The organism is Bifidobacterium moraviense (genome assembly GCF_012932365.1).
Lineage (GTDB): Bacteria > Actinomycetota > Actinomycetes > Actinomycetales > Bifidobacteriaceae > Bifidobacterium > Bifidobacterium moraviense.
On the sequence record NZ_JAAIIH010000018.1, the window covers coordinates 1 to 18504 of the forward strand.

The following is an 18504-nucleotide window of genomic DNA, read 5'->3' on the forward strand; positions in this document are numbered from 1 at the left end:
CAGGCCGAGCAGGACCCGGCCGTCGAACGCGCTAGACTCGTTGACAAGCCGCGCGGTTTCCTTCACTTTTTCAATCACACACCGAATGAAACCGCACGGCCCTTACACACCAAAATCGGAAGAGCCAAAAAAGCCCACGTCTCCGCACAGGACGACAGAAGGAAACCCCCTCCCCAGTCACCCCAAGCGGAGACCGTTCTTTTCGGTCATCCTGAGCGGAGGCCGCAGGCCGGAGTCGAAGGATCCTTGAACACCCACACAGCACACCAAGGATCCTTCGACTCCGCTACGCTCCGCTCAGGATGACGGGAAAAAACCACGGCCTTGCTCAGGATAACGGGGGAAAAAAGACCTGCAGCCCCGCGCAGGACGACAGAGGGAAAGACCCCTCCCCAGCCATCCTGAGTGGAGACCATCCTTTCCCGTCATCCCGAACGGAAGCTGTTCTTTTCGGTCATCCTGAGCGGAGGCCGTCCTCTCCCGTCATCCCGAGCGGCGGCCGCACGAGCCTGCCCTCTGTCATCCTGAGCGGAGGCCGCAGGCCGGAGTCGAAGGATCCTTGAACACCCACACAGCACACCAAGGATCCTTCGACTCCGCTACGCTCCGCTCAGGATGACGGAGGAAAAACCACGGCCTTGCTCAGGATGACGAGGAAAAGACCTGCAGCCCCGCGCAGGACGACAGAGGGGAAAGCCCACGGCTCCGCTCAGGACGACAGGGGGAAAAAACGTGCAGTCCTGCGCGGGACGACGGGAGAACGAAAACGGCATGCAGGGGCTGGCCAACGCAAAAGTCCCCCACGCGGAGGTGCGAGGGGGACTTGAAGATCAGCGACCGTTGGCCGGCTGGTTGATCGGTCGGTCAGTCGACCAGTCGGCCAACCAACCGATCAAACGGTCAGTCGATCGATCAAACGGCCGACTAACCAGCCGATCAGTTGTTGTGGAAGCCGGAGTAGTTCGGGGCTTCGGCGGTCATCACGATGTCGTGCGGGTGCGACTCGCGCAGGCCGGCGTCGGTGATGCGGATGAAGCGACCCTTCTCGGCCATCTCCGGGATGTTGTGCGCGCCGATGTAGAACATCGACTGGTGCAGGCCGCCGAGCATCTGGTAGAGCACGGCGTTGAGCGGTCCGCGGTACGGCACCTCGCCCTCGACGCCTTCCGGCACGACCTTGTCGTTGCTGGTCACGTCGGCCTGGAAGTAGCGGTCCTTGGAGTAGGACTTCTTGCCGCGCGGGGCCATGGCGCCCAGCGAGCCCATGCCGCGGTACAGCTTGTACTGCTTGCCGTGCAGCAGGACCTTCTCGCCCGGAGCCTCCTCGCAGCCGGCGAGCGTGCCGCCGAGCATCACGGACGAGGCGCCGGCCACGAGGGCCTTGGCGATGTCGCCGGAGTAGTGGATGCCGCCGTCGGCGATGCAGGGCACGCCGGCCGCGCGGCAGGCCTGGGCGGCGTCGTACACGGCGGTGAGCTGCGGAACGCCCACGCCGGCCACCACGCGGGTGGTGCAGATGGAGCCGGGTCCGATGCCCACCTTCACGGCGTCGGCGCCGGCGTCGATCATGGCCTGGGCGCCGGAGCGGGTGCCGACGTTGCCGCCGATGATCTGCACGCCGTCGAAGGCGGAATCATGCTTGAGGCGGGAGATCATGTCGAGCGCGAGCTTGGCCTCGCCGTTGGCGGTGTCGACGACGAGCACGTCCACGCCGGCCTCCATCAGGGCGGAGGCGCGCTGCCACGCGTCGCCCAGGAAGCCCACGCCGGCGGCGACGCGCAGGCGGCCCTGCTCGTCCTTGGTGGCGTCCGGGTACTGCTCGGTCTTGACGAAGTCCTTGACGGTGATCAGGCCGGTGAGGCGGCCTTCGGCGTCCACGAGCGGCAGCTTCTCGACCTTGTGCTGGGCGAGGAGGCGATGCGCGTCTTCCTTGGAGATGTTGGACGGACCGGTGATGAGGTTGTCCTTGGTCATCACGTCCTTGACCTTGAGGTGGTCGTAGTCCTCGGAGGCGATGAAGCGCATGTCGCGGTTGGTGATGATGCCCACGAGCTTGTTGTCGCTGTCCACGACCGGCAGACCGGAGATGTGGAAGCGGCCGCAGAGCTTGTCCAGCTCGGCGAGGGTGACCTCGGGGTGCACGGTGAGCGGGTCGGTGATCATGCCCGACTCGGAGCGCTTGACGACGTCCACCTGGGCGGCCTGGTCGTCGATGGACAGGTTGCGGTGGAGCACGCCGATGCCGCCGTTGCGCGCCATGGCGATGGCCATTTCGGCTTCGGTGACGGTGTCCATGGCCGCGGAGAGGACCGGGGCCTTCATGGTGATCTTGCGGGTCAGGTGAGTGGTGGTGTCCACTTCGGACGGAATGACGTCCGTCTCGTTCGGCAGCAGCAGCACGTCGTCATATGCGAGGCCGAGCTTGGCGAAAATCGGAGGAAGCGGATTGAATGCGGACTGTTCTTCTGATTGCAAAGTAGCCATGAAAACACTATATGCACGGTGGCTGACGTTTGCGGGCCGCGTCGTGGTCATCGCCGCGCACGGCCGACGCCGCACGACACGCCGTACGGCACGGCGCCCGGAACGACGCCCGAAAAGACCGGCAGGAGATGCCGACCGGCCGTCCCGCGTCCGTTACCGGCGGTCTCCGTTCTTTCCGCCGCGCGCGCCCGTCGCATCGGACTTGCGCGACCCGCCGGAGCCGCCGTCGGCCTCCGCGCGCGCATGCTCTGCCCTGCGCCGGGCCGCGCGGTACTCCGCGTTCTCGCGCCGCAGGTCGGGCAGACGGGCACGCAGGTACGGGTACATGGTCACGATGGTGAGCACCACCACGGCCACCGCGAACCCCACGGCCACGTAGCGGATGCGGAAGAACAGGATGAGGATCGAGGAGAAGGAGATGAGCGCCGCCCAGCTCCACAGGATCGTCACCGCACCCTGCACGGTGTGCCCGATGCCGATCATGCGGTGGTGCAGGTGCATGCGGTCCGGGTGCATGGGCGACTGGCCGTGGCTCACGCGCCGCACGATCGCCAGGCACATGTCCAGCACCGGCAGGAACAGCACCAGCACGGGCAGCAGGATGGGCATGAACACCGGCAGGTAGATCGACGTGTGCACGCTCATCGGGTCGAGGCGTCCGGTCATGACGATGGACGCGCAGGTGATGAGGTAGCCGAGCAGCATGGATCCGGAATCGCCCATGAACAGCTTGGCGGGATGCCAGTTGTGCAGGATGAAGCCCACGCAGATGCCCACCAGCGCCACGTCGATGAGCGTGGCCATGGAGGCGTATGAGGGCGACGTGCGCGCCAGGATGTACGAGTAGATGCCGAACGCCGTGCCGCCGATCGCCACGATGCCCGACGCCAGGCCGTCCAGGCCGTCCACGAAGTTCACCGCGTTGATGGACGCCACGATGAGGATGGCCGTGAGCGCGATGGACAGGCTCGGCGAGGCGGCCACGAGCGAGCCGAGCGGCAGCGAGATGATCTGCACGCCGCCCCACGCCACGAACACGGAGATGAGCAGCTGCCCGGCGAGCTTGAGCATCCAGTCGAGGTCCCACAGGTCGTCGGCCACGCCCAGCAGGCAGATGCCCACCGCGCCGGCCATGATGGCCCATGCGGTGGTGTCGGAGGCGAACAGCTCGGCCATGAACGGGATGCGGCTGGCGAAGAGCATGGCCACGAGGAAGCCGATGAGCATGCCCACGCCGCCCATGCGCGGGGTGGGCACGGTGTGCACGTCGCGCGCGCGGACCTTGCCCACGGCGCCGATCTCGATGGCGAGGTGGCGGACGATCGGGGTGACGAGCCAGGTGACGCCGCCGGCGATCGCGGCGATCAGGAAGTAGACCCTCATGCGCCCAGTCCTCCCCCGTTGACGGTCAGGGCCCGGCGGATGGCCGACTGCGGGATCACGCCCTCGCGCAGGATCTCGATGCCGTCGCGCGCGTGCGGGTTCGCGGCCACCACCGTGCTGGAGACGTGTCCCGGCGTGGATCCGCCGTCCAAGTACAGCGCCACGCGGTCGCCGAACGCCGCCACGGCCTCGTCCACGCTTTGCGCGGATTCGTCGCCGGAACGGTTCGCGCTGGAGGCGGCCAGCGGGCCGGTGGCCCTGAGGATCCGCAGGCACAGCGCTGAGTTGGGGATGCGGATGCCTTGCGTGCCGGGGCCACCGTCCGCGCCGGCGCGCACGGTGGCCAGCGTGCAGTCCTCGCGCGCCACGGCGATGGGCGAGAACGCGCCGGGCAGGAACGCCGCGGCGAGGCGGTTCAGCGGCGCGGGCAGCTCCAGTCCCAGCGCGTCCACGTCGTCCACGGAGGCGACGAGCACCTGCAGCGCCTTGAACCGCGGACGGCGCTTGACCTCGTAGATGCGCGCGATGGCCTCGGCGTTGCGCGGGTCGCACGCCACGCCGTACACCGTGTCGGTGGGGATGACCACCAGTTCGCCGTCCCGCACCAGCCGCGCCGCCAAGGCGCATGACTCCTCGCTCACCGCACGCACATCGACCATCGTCGTCACTCTCTTCGTCCTCGTGTCCCCGCCGGACCGCCGGCATTCGTTCGATACGCATTCCATTGTGCATCACGCGGCGGCCCCGCGCGCCGCGACGGGACTAGACTTGAGGCGCCGACGCGGCCTGCACGGCGTCGATCACGCGGTTCCTTTCCTTGGGAGCGGCCGTGCGACGACCCCGCGGACGACCGTGCGGCGGCAGCGGGACGGCCCATGGATCAACCCGTGGAACGACCGTGGAACGAGCACGAAAAGAGGCAATGATGGGGTTCCTCGACCAGCTGAGGACGATGTTCGCCGGACATTCGGGCACCGGCAGGGTGCGGATCGGCGGGCCGCTCGCGGTGCCGGACGCCAAGCGGGCGCTCACGCACGTGCTGGTGCAGCAGCCGCTGCTGGGCATGCGCCCCGTGGCCGAGGCGCTGCGCGACCTGCAGCGCGAGACGCCGTGGCTGGTGACCTACGGCATGGACCACTACTTCAACTCCCCCAAGCTGGTGCGCTTCCAGAACTCGGGCGGCAAGCAGCTGGACGTGGACGCGATCGCCACGCTGCACGCGCAGCCCGGCCCGCTGGCGGACGAGGTGACGATCCAGCATCTGCTGGACGACATCGAGGACCGGCGCGGGCATGCGAGCGCGGACGCGCAGATCGGGCACATCAGCGTGACGCCGGTGGCGCGGCGGACCGCGGAGGTGCTGGGCGGCGCGAAGGCCGGCGCGGCGGCCGACGACGCGGCCGTGCGTGACTGGCTGTTCGCGCTGCTCGACCAGATCGGCGTGATCGACGAGGTGACCGGCGGCGATCTGAAGCCGCTGGCGGACGCGCTGAAACCGGCGATCGGCGAGGCCGAGGTCTCCGCTGCGGGTCTGCGCGGCGCGGTCGCGGACGCGCTGGGCATCGCGGACGCGGGGCTGCGCGCGGCGCTGATCGACCAGACCACCGCCACCGACGCCTATCTGGCGGCCGTGGAGATCCTGTCCCGGCACGGCATCGAGGTGCCGGAGACGGTCGAGCTGGCCTGAACCCGCAGGCGGGGGTTCACAAGATTTTCGGCGGCTCATCTTGTGCGACGGCATGTGCACAGAACCGCACATCACACTCGGCCGAAAACGGCGGACTTCCAAGGAAGCACCTGTTCATACGCGCAATGGGCGGGGTCACAAGATGAGCCGCCGAAAATCTTGTGACCCCGCATCGCCGGCAGGACGGCTACAATGCCGGCTATGACCGAGAACAACCCTTCCCCGATCCCGCCCGTGGAACTGAGAACGCCCCGCAAATCCGAACGCGAGGAGATGCTCGCCGGCAAGCTGTACGACGTCTCCGACCCGGAGCTGGTGGCGCTGCGCGACCGATCCGCCGACCTGTGCTCGCGCTTCAACGCCCTGCCGCGCGGCGCGCGCGCCGAACGCGCCGCCGTGCTGGACGAGCTGCTGCCCGGCCACGGCGAGGATCTGGACGTCCTGGGACCGGTGTTCTTCGACTACGGCTGCCATACGACGATCGGCGACCGCGTGTTCGCGAACTTCAACTTCACCGTGCTCGACTGTGCGCCGGTGACGATCGGCGACGACGTGCTGTTCGGCCCGAACGTCTCCCTGCTGCCGCCCATGCATCCGCTGCGCTTCGAGGACCGCAACGTGCGCCGCCGCCCGGACGGCTCCTCCTACGACTACGAGTACGGCCGTCCGATCGTGATCGGCTCGAACTGCTGGTTCGGCGGCAGCGTGACCGTGCTGGGCGGCGTGACGATCGGCGAGGGCTGCGTGATCGGCGCCGGCGCCGTGGTGACGCACGACATCCCGCCGCACACCGTGGCCGTGGGCAATCCGGCGCGCGTGCTGCGCGAGATCACCGAGGCGGACGCCTCCGCCCTGCAGGAGTACGCGCGCTAGGACGCGCTAGGACGCGCTAGGACGCGCTAGGAATCATCCCTCGGCGCCCGGCATGACCTGCGCCTCGGTGGCCTCGCAGGACCGCAGCAGCTCCCCGTGCCGTGTGAACCAGTCGGCGAACCGCGCATCGTCGAGCCGCGCCAGCGCATCCGCCAGCGCCCCGCCGCGGCGGGAGACCGTCTCGCCCGTCTCCACGTCCACGCCGGACGTCGTCGAACCGCCCAGCCGCGCGAGGATCTCCTGCTGCACGACGGACAGGACGTTCTCGCCTTCGGAAAGCGCCCTGCCCTCCCCCACCACCGGGGCCGGGCACCGCATGCGCCCGGCCACCGACTGGACCATCGTCTGACGGATCTCCGCCGCGATGCTCTCCGCTCCCGCGCCGCCCGCCGGCGCGGGGAACATCGCGGCGTCCTCCGCGTTCCGCCATTCCGCCCCGCTGAACTGCTCCGCCACGGTCACGTGCGGCAGGGGCGCCAGCGCGATCACGCGGTGCGCGGTGTCGGCGATGACGCCGACCAGACCGCGATCGGCCGGATGCACGCAGACCGTGACCCGTGCTGAGGCGTCCGAGCAGACCTCCGTCCGCCCGTCGTGGCGGACCAGCGGCATGGGCACGACGATCGACGCGACGGTCATGGCCACCGCCACGGCCGCGCCGATCCACAGCGGGACGTCGGTCACCCGGTCCCGGCGGCCGACGTCGTCCAGCACGTCGCGCCCGACGCGGAGCGCGGCGAGCCCCAGCGCGGCGAACAGCGCGATGCGGTACAGGCTGGACGCCGGGACGATCTCCGTCCCCGGCATCGGGAAGTCGTTGCCCCAGAGCGGCGCGGGCATCAGCGCCGAGAGGCCCGTGTTCGTGAGCACGGTGTTCGTCAGCATCACGCCGCCGTTCAGCCAGACGAACGTGACCAGGGGCAGCAGGACCGTCATCCACCGCGAGGCGACGACCGCGCCCAGCACGGATGCGCAGACCGTCACCGACGCCAGCGTCGTCAGGGCGGACAGCAGCGCCGGCAGATCGGGCGCGCCGTAGTCGGCGTGCATCGCGGTGCGCGCGGCCAGCGGAGTCAGGGCGACGACGTAGCCGGCCAGCGTCGCCGCGCAGCAGCCCGCGATCTGCCGCGAAAGCACGCGGAACGTCCCGCCCGCGCACAGACGCCCGATCACCAGACCGTGGACGCGGTAGGAGCGCCCGAACGCGGCCGCCGCGACGGCGACGACCAGCGCGGGCAGCAGGAGACCCTCCCGCGCGGCCACGGTCAGCGACGTCCAGCGGACCACCGGGGAGAACAAGTAGGACGACGTCTGCGCGAACGCGGCGAGCGCCACGCCTGCGCCGAGCGCCGCCATGGAGGGGACGCTCGGCCATGCGGCGCGGGACCCGCGCGCGCCCGCGCGGAGTCGGCGGGATGCCGTATGAAGCGTCGCCCGGGACGCCGTCCGATTCGTGGTCGCGGTCATGATGCCGTGCTCCTCTCCGCGCGTCGTCCGCGCATGGGCCCGTGCGTCCCGTCCGCCGCGTCACCCGCGCGCGGAGATCCGCAGGAACAGTTCCTCGATGGCGCGGGTGCGGTCCTCGTCGTTGCCCAGGGTGCCGACGCCGTCCGCAATGCCGCCCGGTCCGCCGACGCCGTCCGATCCGGCGATGTCCCCCGCGTAGGCAATGCCGCCGTCGACCATGATGAGCAGCCGGTCGGCGCCGCGCGAGACGTCGTCGATGATGTGGGTGCTGAGCAGCACCGTGGCGCGCTCGCCGAGCCTGGCCACCATCGTGCGGATGTTCGCGCGCTGCATCGGGTCCACGCCGGCCGTGGGCTCGTCCAGCAGGATCACCTCGGGCCGGTGGGCCGTCGCGCAGGCGATGGCGAGCCGCTGCCGCTGGCCGCCGGACAGCTGCCGCGCGCGCATCCCGCGGCGGTCGAGCAGGTCCACGGCGGCGAGCGCGTCGTCCACCGCCCGCGGGATCAGATCCTCGCGCAGCCCGTGGGCCCATGCGGCGTAGGCGACATTGTCCTCCAGCGTGGAGCATCCCATGAGCTCGAACCGCTGCGGCAGGTAGCCCAGTCCGGCCCGGGCCGACTCCCGTCCACGCGCGTCGGAGGCGTCGTGCCCGGCCACGACCACATGGCCTTCGTGCGGCCGCCGGAGCGTGGACAACACGTTGAGCAGCGTGGTCTTGCCGGCGCCGTTCGCGCCCAGCAGCCCGGTCACGCCGCGCCCGATGGAGAACGACACGTCGTGCAGCACCTGCGTCCTGCCGTAGCGGAACGAGACGTGCGAGCAGACGAGGCCAACATCGGCCGCGTGGGACCGATGCCCGTCCGTCGATCGACGTGCGTGCCGTGCCTGCGTTCGTCCCGCCATGATGCGCCTCCCTTGATGCTTCCCGATGCGTGCGACCCGTATGCCGATCCGCCGCGGACCGCATCGTCCGCGGGGCATACGGCCATTGCACCATCGCCGGCCGGAACGTTCCACCGGCTGCCGTAGCCGCTACGGCACTCGCTATGGCATGAACGGGACCGTCGCGTTCAGGGACCACACGCCGTTCTCGTCGCGCACGGCGAAGGTGCCGCCGGCCGCCTCGATCAGGCGCCCGTAGCGGGCGAGACCGGTGCCTCCGGAGACCGGCGCCCGTTCGCCGGAGGATGCATCCGGAGATGGCGGGAGGACCGCGGCGTCATCGGCCAGGGAGACGGCGACGCCGTCCGCGTGCACGGCGATCGACATCATGACCGGGCCGTGCGGGTCGGCGTGCTTGATGACGTTGCCCTCCAGCTCGTGCAGCAGGCCCTCGACCAGATCCGCGCGTTCCCCGGGAACCGTTCCGCCGCCACGGTCGGCATCGTCGAACAGCAGCTCCACGTCGAATCCCACGCGTCGCAGGTGCTCCCTCATGCGTTCGGCGGCGGCCCGCAGCCGGTCGCCCAGATCCGCGGCGGCGCCCGCGGATGCCGGCGGGGAGACATATGGCCCGCGGTCGCTCTCCGACGTCTCGATCAGGTCGATGACGTCCCGCACCTGGGCGAGCGACCGCCGCAGCGCGGCGTCCAGATCGTCCAGCGTCGCGTCGCACCGGGCGTCGGTGCCGTCGCCGTCGCGTTTCCGCATCGTCCCCACCAGGGACAGCGCGTACACGATCGTGTTGGCGGTGGAGTCGTGCAGCGTGCGTTCGATCCGGTCGCGCAGCGCGCGACGCCGCTCGCGCCGACGCAGTTCGGCCAGCCGCCGGTTCCTGCGCAGCGCGACGGCCGCGATCGCGGACGCCAGTTCGCCCACGCACAGCAGCACGAACCGCGGCACGCCGCCGGACGCCGCACCCGCCGCGGTCATCACCAGACAGGCGTAGACGGGCGGGGCGATCAGCAGGACGCCGAGCACCGGATGCCTGCCCGTGAGCCGGAACGTCGCCGCGCACACCGCAGCCACGGCGAGCACGGACATCGGCAGCGGCATGCGCCCGTCGAAGCCGTTGAGCAGCGCGCACGCGCTCCACATCGCCGTCACCGCGCAGGGCGCCCAGCGATCGGACCACGCCATGCAGGCGACGGCCGCCGCGAACAGGCACATGCCGCCCGCGGCGAGCGCGAACGGGCCGACGGCCGTGCCGTAGGGGGAGGCGAACAGCAGCAGGCAGGAATGGAGCAGCGTCGCCACGGCCAGCGCGGCGTAGACGGCGGGCCGTCCGTACCATGGCCCGAGCACGGACCGCAGCGTCCGCTCGACGCGTGCCGTCCGTGCTGTCGCCCGTGACATCTGTGCCTTCGCCCGTGCCGTCCACGCCGCCGCCGTCCGTGCCATCCGTGCCGTCCACGCCGCCCATGCGCGACGGATGCGCCATGCGCGCGGCCGCGCGTTCACAGCGCACCCCGTCTGGTGAGCAGATGGATCGCCTCGAGCAGACTGTGGGCGCCGAGCTTGGCGAGCGCGCGGTTGCGGTAGGAGTACACCGTGGTGGGCCCCACGCCCATGGCCCGCGTGATCTCCTCCGTGCTCATGCCGCGCGCGTAGTGCCGGAGCGTCTCCAGTTCGCGGGCGGACAGCGGCTGCGAATCCGGGACGGGCCGTCGGTCGCCGGCGTCCGGTTCGTTCCCGCGGACCCGGCCGTTCTCGTCGTCCAGGCCCCTTGGGCGTTCCGCGCCGGTTCGCCGCCTCCTCGCAGCCTCGGCGATCGCCGCGCCCAGTCCCGTGCCGATCTCCTCCTTGCCCATCAGCACGTCCATGCCCGCCGCGCGCGCCTCGTCCCGGAACCGGTCCGCCGAATAGGCGGTGACCCCCACCATGCCGATGCCCTCCGTGCCCGCACGCCCGCGGATCCGCCGGCACACCTGAAGACCGGAGATGTCCCCCAGCGAAACGTCCACCACCATCACGTCCGGCAGCGCGCCCCGGCCGCGCAGCGCGCGCGTCACCAGCTGCAGCGCCTCCACCCCGGACATGGCCCGCCACAGCACCACGCAGCCGCGGACGCGCCCCGCGGCGGCCACCAGCATGTCGAGCGCCAGCGGATCGTTGTCCGTCACCCCGACGCGAATCAGCCGTTCCCTGTCCATACGGCCCATTGTGGCATCCGCGGCCATGCGTCGCCATGCGGGAGCCCGCTCCTGCCGTACCCGCTACGGCACGGCGTTGCGCGACGCGCGGCAGCAGCGTTGAATGCGGTTACGGGCAGACAAAGGGGTGGCCATGGGCACGCATCGCGCATTCCATTACTGGCGCAGGGGACGGCGTCTCGGATCGGCCGCGCTCGTGCTCGCAGCCGGGTACGTGGCGACCTGGCTGTGGTGGGACGTGAGCGTCGACACGTATCTGCTCGGACAGTACTACGGGGTCACGGTGTCCGTCATGCAGGTGTCCCCCGCCGTGTTCGGCACCGCGGCGTTGGCGCTGACCGCGCCGGACATGCCACGCATGGAGCTGCTGTGCGGCCGGCGCACGCACGATCTGACGGCCGCGTTCATGGCCGTGGTCGCGCTGTGTGCCAGCTGCATGGTCCCCGCCGTGCGTCTGCTGTTGGACGTCGCGCCCGTCCGATGGATCCCGGGTGCGGGCGACGCCGGGCGGCGTCCGTTCGCTCCCGCGACGTGGGAGCTCCTCGCGCTGATGTGGATGCCGTGCGCGCTGACGATGGCCGTGGCCGTCATCGGGGTCACGGTGTGCGGGCGGCTGGCCGGCGGCGGCATCGTGCTGGTCTGGCTCGCGCTGCTGCTGGTCGTCGCCTCGTGGAAGCCCGTCTCGCGCCTGTCGCCGTTCATGTGGGATTCCTCCGTCCGCGGCGACGGCATGCCCGCCGCGATGGCGGCCGTGTTCCTCGCCGCGTGCGTGCTGCAATGGCAGTGCCTGCGCCGCGGCTGGACGCTCGCCGGCCGCTACGCGCCCTTCTCCGCCGTCAGGTAGCGGGGCGTGGACTACCATGAGGACATGGGCACTCTTTCGTTGGAACAGGTAAGGTCCGCCGCACGTCGCGTCGCCGCGAACCACGGCGTGGGGGCCATGTATGTCTACGGTTCGGTGGCGCGCGGCGACAACGGACCGTTTTCCGATGTGGATCTCGTCTACCGTCTGAACGAGGGCAACAAGGCCACGGCCGGAGCCATCCTGTCGTTGAAGGACGATCTGGAATCGGAGCTCGGGTCACCGGTGTCGCTGCTGTCCATGAGGACGCTGCTGTTCAATGCCGAGCACACCGCATCCGGCAGACGCTTCTACGATGCCATCAACGACGATCTGACGAGGATCGTGTGATGAAGGATTCCGAACGTGACGAACTGCTGCTGGACGAGCTCATCGAGCATCTGCAGTACGCCCATGACGACGTCTCCGCATTCGACCGGGCCGAGGATCTGGCGCTGAGCCGCAAGGACCGCAATTCCGCGGCCAAGGAGATCGAACAGGCGCAGGAATGCGCGAGTCGTCTGTCCGACGCATCGCTCGCCGCGATGACGGATGTTCCGTGGAGGGAGCTTCGCGGTCTGCGCAACGTCATCGTCCATGAATACGGCGATGTTGACTGGGACGTGCTCTACGACACCGTCATGATCGACTTCCCGCCCGTCATCGGGGCTCTGAGACGACATCGCGGGCACGCGGACCGCTCCGAGTGAACCTGTCGAATGAACTGCGCCGCGGCTGGACGCTCGCCGGCCGCTACGCGCCCTTCTCCGCCGTCAGGTAGCGGGGGCGGCCGGTGTAGTCGTTGTGTGTGACGGCCGTGGCGAAGCCGGCGACGTGCGCGTAGGCGGCGAGGCGGTCGCCCTGCATGATGTCGTGTTCCATGACGAACAGGCCGCCCGGGCGCAGCAGAGCGAAGGCGCGTTCGATGATGCGCTCGGGGATGAGCGTGCCGTCCGCGGAGCCACCGTACAGGGCCAGCGCCGGATCGTGGTCGCGCACCTCGGGCTGTTCGGGGATCTGCGATTCGGGCACGTACGGCGGGTTGGAGATCACCAGATCGACGGTGCCGTCGAGCGCGGCGAGCGTGCCGCGGCTCGTGGCGTCGCCGATCTCCAGCTGGTAGTTGTATCCCACCTGCGGGTTGATGCGGGCCACGGCCTCGAGGTTGCGCTTGGTCCATGCGGCGGTGCGCTCGGAGAGCTCCACGGCCCACACCTGCGCGCCGGGTACCTCGCTGGCCACGGCGAGTCCGATCGCGCCGGATCCGGCGCACAGGTCCACCACGCGCGGCGAGTACAGGCCATGCTGCGCGGTGAGCCAGTCGAGTCCCTCCTGCACCACGAGCTCGGTCTCCGGGCGCGGGATGAACACGCCGGGGCCCACCTGAAGGTCGAGGTAGCGGAACGGCGCGTGTCCGGTGACGTACTGCAGCGGCTCGCGGCTCGCGCGGCGGGCGACCATCGCGTCGAACCCGTCCGGCACCGTCCACGTCTCCCCCATGAGCATGGCCTTGTCCACGTCGCGCGGTTCGCGTCCCGCCGCGTGGGCGAGCAGCAGCTTCGCGTCGTGGTCGGGCGTGTCGACGCCGGCCTCGCGCAGGCGCGCGGCGGCGGCGCGGATCAGGTCGGCGACGGGAACGGTCTGGGCGGCAACGGTCATGGCGGGAACGGTCGGTGCGGGAACAGTCATGGGATCACCTTCGTACGGCACTGCGTGTACGGATGGGCGGCGCGGCGTCCCGCGCTACTGCTGGCTGGCGAGGCGCTCGGCCTCGTCCGCCTGGATGTCGGAGTCGATCACGGCCTGCAGGTCGCCGTCGAGCACCTGGTCCAGGTTGTACGCCTTGTAGTTGGTGCGGTGGTCCACGATGCGGTTCTCCGGGAAGTTGTAGGTGCGGATGCGCTCGGAGCGGTCGAGCGAACGGACCTGCGAGTGGCGCATGTCGGCGGCCTCGGCGGCCTCCTGCTCGTGCTTCATGGCGAGCAGTCGGCTCTTGAGCACGCGCAGCGCGGCGGCGCGGTTCTGGATCTGCGACTTCTCGTCCTGCATGTTCACGGTGATGCCGGTGGGGATGTGCGTCATGCGCACGGCGGAGTACGTGGTGTTCACGGACTGGCCGCCGGGGCCGGAGCTCATGAAGATGTCGATCTTGAGGTCCTTCGGATCGATCTCGATCTCGTCGTCGTCCTCGTCGGCTTCGGGGAACACGATCACGCCCGCCGCGGACGTCTGGATGCGGCCCTGCGATTCGGTGACGGGGATGCGCTGCACGCGGTGCACGCCGCCCTCGTACTTGAGCGACGCCCACACGCCGTCCTCCGGCGCGGGCGTACCCTTGGCGCGGATGGCCATCTGCACGTCCTTGACGCCGCCGAGCTCGGTGGTGTTCTCCGACTGGATGGTGACGGTCCAGCCGCGCTTCTCCGCGTAGCGCGTGTACATGCGCATCAGGTCGCCGGCGAACAGCGCGGCCTCCTCACCGCCGGTGCCGGCCTTGATCTCCATGATCGTGTCGCGCGCGTCGTCCGGGTCGCGCGGGATGAGCGCGGTCCTGAGCTTCTCCGTGACGCCCGGCAGCTCGCCTTCGAGGCGCTTGGCCTCCTCGGCGAAGTCCGGGTCCTCGGACGCCATCTCGCGCGCGGCCTCGAGGTCGTCGCGCACCGTCGTGTACGCGGTGTAGGCGCTCACGATCGCGCCGAGCTCGGCGTGGCGACGGCCCAGCTTGCGCAGCTTGTCCGGGTCGGACACGATGTCCGGGTCGGCCATCTGCTGCTCGATGGACCGGTACTCCTCAAGCGCGGTCACGGCCGCGGGGAACTGTTCGTCTGCCATGGAAGTCCTTGCGATGCTCGCCCGACGACGGTCGGAACGGAATGGAAATCGGGAAAAGAAAAAGGAAGAAAGAGGACGGAAACGGGTTCCGGATATGAAAACGCCAGCCGGCGCAGGGTATGCGGGGGCTGGCGCGAAGTATGCTACTTGGTCTTCTTGCCGTAGCGCTTCTCGAAGCGAGCCACGCGGCCACCGGTGTCGAGAATCTTCTGCTTGCCGGTATAGAACGGGTGGCACTGCGAGCACACGTCAACGAACATGTGATCTTCCTTGCCGGCGGTGCGGGTCACGAAGGTGTTGCCGCACGAGCAAGTCACCTCAACGGGGTGATAATCGGGATGGATACCCTGCTTCATGTTGTCTCCTATGGAATTCGGGGGACCCGGGTCGTCCGCCGGTATGGCAGGCGTGAACCGGAACCTATGGGATTATACGCCGTGGTGCGGATGTGCGACACACCGCGCCGTGCGGCCGTCGGCACGCGCATGCCGCGTCTGCCGGAACCCGCCTACTGGAACTGCAGGAAGTCCACGAACGCGAGCGGCCACTGCGTGCCCGCGCTCACGTTGCCGAAGCCCAGGATCGCCCCGTCCGGCAGCCCCTTGGCCTTCCACGTCCGCGATCTGCCGAGGTCGAGCCCCACCGCGGTGTGCGCGGCGGAGGCATCCAGGTCGTCGGCGTAGACCACCGCGTCGCCGAGCGCAGCCAGACGAGAGGCATCGAGCACCGCGGAGGCGTCGTTGATGTTGTTGCGCTGCACCATCTCGCCGAACAGCGCCCTGGTGGCGATGACCGTGTTGATCTCGCCGGAGGCCATCATCGCGGCGAGCTTGGCGGAATCGTCCAGATAGGCGCCGCCGAGCATCGCGGAACCCGTGCCCGCGGAGGACGAGGACGACGCGGACGCCGAGGCATCATCGGACGCGGACGCGCTGGGCGACGCCGTGGACGTGAGCACGAACGTGGCGTCGATGGCGAACACGCGCGGGTCCTCCTCGGGATGCGCCGCCGCGAAGTCGCCCTGCAGGTCGCTCAGCTTCTGCGACTGGTCCGCCAGACCGAACGTCGCCACGTACAGCTTGGTGGCCGGCGGGCGCGTGAGGTAGAACACGGTCATGCCGATCACGATGGCCACGGCCGCGATGATCGCCACCGTGCCCAGCAGGAAGTGCTGGATGAAGTAGGGGAACTTCTCCTCCCTGGGCAGCTCCCTGAGCGTCTGCCACTTCGACTGGTTGGCGTACGTGTTGGTCTTCGCCAGATCGGCCACGGCCGACAGCTGGTCCTTCGACAGGCCCGTCTCGATGCTCTTCTTGTCCATGCGCGCTCCTCGATGCCGGACGGCGCGTCCGTCCCGCGGCTGTGGTGTACCTTACCACCGCGGGCTCGACGCGGCTCAGCGCGAGGCGGAGGGCGTGGCCGCCGCGGTGGGCGACGAGGACGCGGCGCCGGAGGACGCGCCCGGCGTCGGCACCACGCCGGTGGGATCGGCGCCGGTGGTCAGCACGTAGCGCGCGGACGAGGATGAGGAACTCGAGGACGACGATGAGGAGGACGAGCTCGAGGACGACGTGGCCTGGATCATGTCCCACAGCTGCCAGTTCGTCACGTTCACGTCCGGCGAGTCGGTCAGCTTGCCCCAGTCGCTCACGGGCAGCAGCGTGTAGTCGTGCGAGACGGTGTTGCCGGCCAGATCGATCACGATGGACTCGTCGGTGGTCTGCGCGTACACCTGCCCGGTCATCGGGTTGATGCCGGTCACGCCCTTGCTGCGTCCGGAGTCGGTCAGGTGCTGCCACTGGGAGGCGTCGAGCAGCTCGGTGGCGGCGAGGTCCGCGCCCACGTGCACCACGTGGTGCGTGCCGTCGTTGTAGTTGCCGTACTCCACGAGCAGCGAGCCGTCGTGGAACTGGCGGAACCTGAACGACGTGCGCGACGCCTTGGCGTTCTCCGTCTCCTGGAAGCCCACCAGCTCGGCCATCGACCTGGAGGATCCGTCCGCGGAGTACACGCGTGTGGTGCCCAGATACATGTTGCCGTTGCTGTACGGCATGACGTTCCCGCCGATCACGGCCGCGCGGTCGATCGAGCAGTCGGTGGAGGCGTTGGACGCGTCGCAGAAGTTGAGCGGCTGGTCGAACACCGGCTGATTGGAGTCGACGTCGTAGATGCGGTAGTGGTCGGTCTTCGCCAGATACTTGCCGTCGAGCTGCAGCGGGCTCACGGACGCGTTCGTCACGTCCATGCCGGAGTAGCCGCCGGAGGAGCCGTAGCGCGGCGTGGCCTGCGTGGCGAAGGTCTGCAACGGCAGCATCGCGTTGGTCGACTTGTTCACGGCCACCAGCTGCACGTGGTCGATGTCCTGGCTCACCGGATCGCGGCCGTTGACCTGGATCTGCTCGCGCGTGCGCCAGCTCTTCTCCACCACGATGGACTGCTCCGAGGCGGCCGCGCGCGAGAAGCGGTAGTTCTGCTTGTCGCTGGCCACGTTGTCCTCCTCGGTATTGAGGTCGATGCGCTGGCCGATCGTGCAGGAGCCGGAGTCGCCCAGCGTGAACGGCTGCGCGTACAGGTGCACGCTTTCCGGCGTGGTGCCGGTGGCCTTCACCTTGAGCTGGTAGAGCACGTACACGGTCGGATCGTCGCCGTAGGTGGCAGTCAGGGCGAAGTAGCTCGAGGTGTCGTCGGCGCTGTTGATGAGCTTCTCGTCGCCCTGCAGCACCGAGTCGACGCTGCACACGGCCACGGACTGGAGGCGCGGGGTCCACACGCCGAAGGAATAGTTGTCGTTGGTGTCGCCGGAACCGGAGCCGCCGCCGCACGAGTGCAGCTCGGTCACCAGCGCGCCGCCGCGCCAGTCCCATCCGGAGACGGGGAAGGTGGAGGATGCGGTGGAGGACGACGAGGACGTGGAGCTCGGCGAGGAGGACGAAGACGCCGACGCGGAGGAGGACGCCGTGGACGACGCCGACGGCGAGGACGCGGGCGCGCACGGGATGGTGTCCGGCAGGCTCACGCGCGTGGCGGCAGGCCTGGCGCTGGGCGTGGCGGTGGTGGAGGACGATCCCGGCGTGCGCGACGACGAGGACGCGGAGGCGGACGGCGCCGCGGTGAGCGATGCCGGCGCGGTCGCCTCCGTCCCGGAACCGAAGACGCCCAGCTTCCACAGCAGGAGTCCGGCGACGACGCCGACGACCACGATCACGGCGATCACGATGGCGGCGATTTTGCCGGCCCTGCCCTTCTTCTTTCCGCCGTCGTCCGGGCTGCCGGGTGCGGCGGGCGTCGCAGGCGTGCCGGGTGCCGCCGGTGCCGACTGTACGGGCTGTACAGGCTGTACGGGCTGAGGCTGCGCGGGCTGAGGCTGAGGAGCGACGGGCGCCGGCGCCGCCTGCTGCGCGGGCTGAGGCGCGACGGCCTGCACGGCGGGCTGAGGCTGTGCGGTGGGCTGCTGCGGAACCTCGGCGGCGGTCCCGATGTCCAGCCGCGCGCCGCAGTTCACGCAGAACGTCGTCCCCGGCTCGTTTTCCTTGCCGCAATTCGTGCAGAACGTGCCCATGACAGGCCTCCCTTGGATCTCCCGATGCTCTCTGGGTCCCAAGGATATCCGCCCGCCCGGTCATCGTCCCGCGCCGCTCCCCCGGTGTCCCCGGGCGCCCGAATCCTCGGTATCCGCGTCGCCGCGTGCTATGATCGGACGTCGTCGCCAACGACGGGGGCTTAGCTCAGTCGGTTAGAGCATCGGACTCATAATCCGCCGGTCGTCAGTTCAAGCCTGTCAGCCCCCACTCATCCTTCCGCACGTTGCAGGTGCACGTCGCGCGTACGCATCGCCGCGCGCCTCA

17 protein-coding genes and 1 tRNA gene are annotated in these 18504 nt (G+C 69.6%); 6 read left to right on the plus strand and 12 right to left on the minus strand.

Translation table 11 applies throughout. The features are described 5' to 3' along the window. Window positions 1–936: 936 nt before the first annotated feature. From guaB to G1C96_RS08935, 3 genes are all read right to left on the minus strand, one after another. Entirely contained in the window at window positions 937–2484 is a 1548-nt protein-coding gene (gene guaB / locus G1C96_RS08925) for an IMP dehydrogenase (RefSeq protein ID WP_169276249.1), read from the minus strand. 153 nt (window positions 2485–2637) lie between these two features. Further along, window positions 2638–3867, minus strand: a complete 1230-nt coding sequence (locus G1C96_RS08930; protein WP_169276250.1) for an MraY family glycosyltransferase — start codon at window positions 3865–3867, stop codon at window positions 2638–2640. Then, window positions 3864–4526, minus strand: a complete 663-nt coding sequence (locus G1C96_RS08935) for an L-threonylcarbamoyladenylate synthase (RefSeq protein ID WP_169276251.1) — start codon at window positions 4524–4526, stop codon at window positions 3864–3866. Before G1C96_RS08935 ends, G1C96_RS08930 begins: the two co-directional genes overlap by 4 nt. Window positions 4527–4789: 263 nt before the next feature. On the opposite strand from G1C96_RS08935, the gene G1C96_RS08940 reads away from it, so the two are divergent. Next, on the plus strand, window positions 4790–5554 hold the full coding sequence (locus G1C96_RS08940; RefSeq protein ID WP_169276252.1) for a hypothetical protein: 765 nt from the start codon (window positions 4790–4792) through the stop codon (window positions 5552–5554). A gap of 201 nt (window positions 5555–5755) precedes the next feature. Beyond that, entirely contained in the window at window positions 5756–6427 is a 672-nt protein-coding gene (locus tag G1C96_RS08945) for a sugar O-acetyltransferase (RefSeq protein WP_169276253.1), read from the plus strand. Window positions 6428–6460: 33 nt separating this feature from the next. Here G1C96_RS08945 and G1C96_RS08950 read toward each other — a convergent pair whose 3' ends face one another. The 4 genes from G1C96_RS08950 to G1C96_RS08965 form a co-directional block, all read right to left on the minus strand. Continuing rightward, window positions 6461–7894, minus strand: coding sequence for a hypothetical protein (locus G1C96_RS08950; RefSeq protein ID WP_169276254.1), 1434 nt, complete (start codon window positions 7892–7894; stop codon window positions 6461–6463). Between the two features lie 60 nt (window positions 7895–7954). Then, window positions 7955–8797, minus strand: a complete 843-nt coding sequence (locus tag G1C96_RS08955) for an ABC transporter ATP-binding protein (protein ID WP_169276255.1) — start codon at window positions 8795–8797, stop codon at window positions 7955–7957. Between the two features lie 141 nt (window positions 8798–8938). Next, a complete protein-coding gene (locus tag G1C96_RS08960) occupies window positions 8939–10189 on the minus strand; it encodes a histidine kinase (protein ID WP_169276256.1) in 1251 nt (416 codons plus the stop codon). A 101-nt stretch (window positions 10190–10290) separates the two neighbouring features. After that, window positions 10291–10986: a response regulator transcription factor gene (locus tag G1C96_RS08965; protein WP_169276257.1), complete on the minus strand. Its 696-nt coding sequence runs from the start codon at window positions 10984–10986 to the stop codon at window positions 10291–10293. A 133-nt stretch (window positions 10987–11119) separates the two neighbouring features. Between G1C96_RS08965 and G1C96_RS08970 the strand changes: the two genes are divergently transcribed. The 3 genes from G1C96_RS08970 to G1C96_RS08980 are packed head-to-tail and all read left to right on the plus strand — an operon-like array spanning window position 11120 to window position 12537. Further along, complete coding sequence (locus tag G1C96_RS08970; RefSeq protein ID WP_169276258.1) at window positions 11120–11830, plus strand: hypothetical protein; 711 nt, start codon at window positions 11120–11122, stop codon at window positions 11828–11830. A 24-nt stretch (window positions 11831–11854) separates the two neighbouring features. Next, the gene (locus G1C96_RS08975) at window positions 11855–12178 is read left to right on the plus strand and encodes a nucleotidyltransferase family protein (RefSeq protein ID WP_169276259.1); all 324 of its coding nucleotides are present in this window, start codon (window positions 11855–11857) and stop codon (window positions 12176–12178) included. Next, the gene (locus G1C96_RS08980) at window positions 12178–12537 is read left to right on the plus strand and encodes a HepT-like ribonuclease domain-containing protein (protein ID WP_169276260.1); all 360 of its coding nucleotides are present in this window, start codon (window positions 12178–12180) and stop codon (window positions 12535–12537) included. Before G1C96_RS08975 ends, G1C96_RS08980 begins: the two co-directional genes overlap by 1 nt. A gap of 43 nt (window positions 12538–12580) precedes the next feature. On the opposite strand, the gene prmC is transcribed toward G1C96_RS08980, so the two are convergent. The 5 genes from prmC to G1C96_RS09005 all read right to left on the minus strand — a co-directional run bounded on the left by prmC (window position 12581) and on the right by G1C96_RS09005 (window position 18218). After that, window positions 12581–13486: a peptide chain release factor N(5)-glutamine methyltransferase gene (gene prmC / locus G1C96_RS08985; protein WP_205832117.1), complete on the minus strand. Its 906-nt coding sequence runs from the start codon at window positions 13484–13486 to the stop codon at window positions 12581–12583. Window positions 13487–13570: 84 nt separating this feature from the next. Beyond that, a complete protein-coding gene (prfA, locus tag G1C96_RS08990; RefSeq protein WP_169276262.1) occupies window positions 13571–14659 on the minus strand; it encodes a peptide chain release factor 1 in 1089 nt (362 codons plus the stop codon). Window positions 14660–14802: 143 nt separating this feature from the next. After that, a complete protein-coding gene (gene rpmE / locus G1C96_RS08995) occupies window positions 14803–15015 on the minus strand; it encodes a 50S ribosomal protein L31 (protein WP_152350560.1) in 213 nt (70 codons plus the stop codon). Window positions 15016–15167: 152 nt separating this feature from the next. Next, window positions 15168–15980 carry a hypothetical protein gene (locus G1C96_RS09000; protein ID WP_169276263.1) on the minus strand — a complete coding sequence of 271 codons (813 nt, stop codon included), beginning with the start codon at window positions 15978–15980 and terminating at the stop codon, window positions 15168–15170. Window positions 15981–16055: 75 nt separating this feature from the next. Then, window positions 16056–18218: a zinc ribbon domain-containing protein gene (locus G1C96_RS09005; protein WP_169276264.1), complete on the minus strand. Its 2163-nt coding sequence runs from the start codon at window positions 18216–18218 to the stop codon at window positions 16056–16058. 155 nt (window positions 18219–18373) lie between these two features. Between G1C96_RS09005 and G1C96_RS09010 the strand changes: the two genes are divergently transcribed. Then, window positions 18374–18447 (plus strand) — tRNA-Ile (locus G1C96_RS09010). Window positions 18448–18504: the final 57 nt, after the last annotated feature.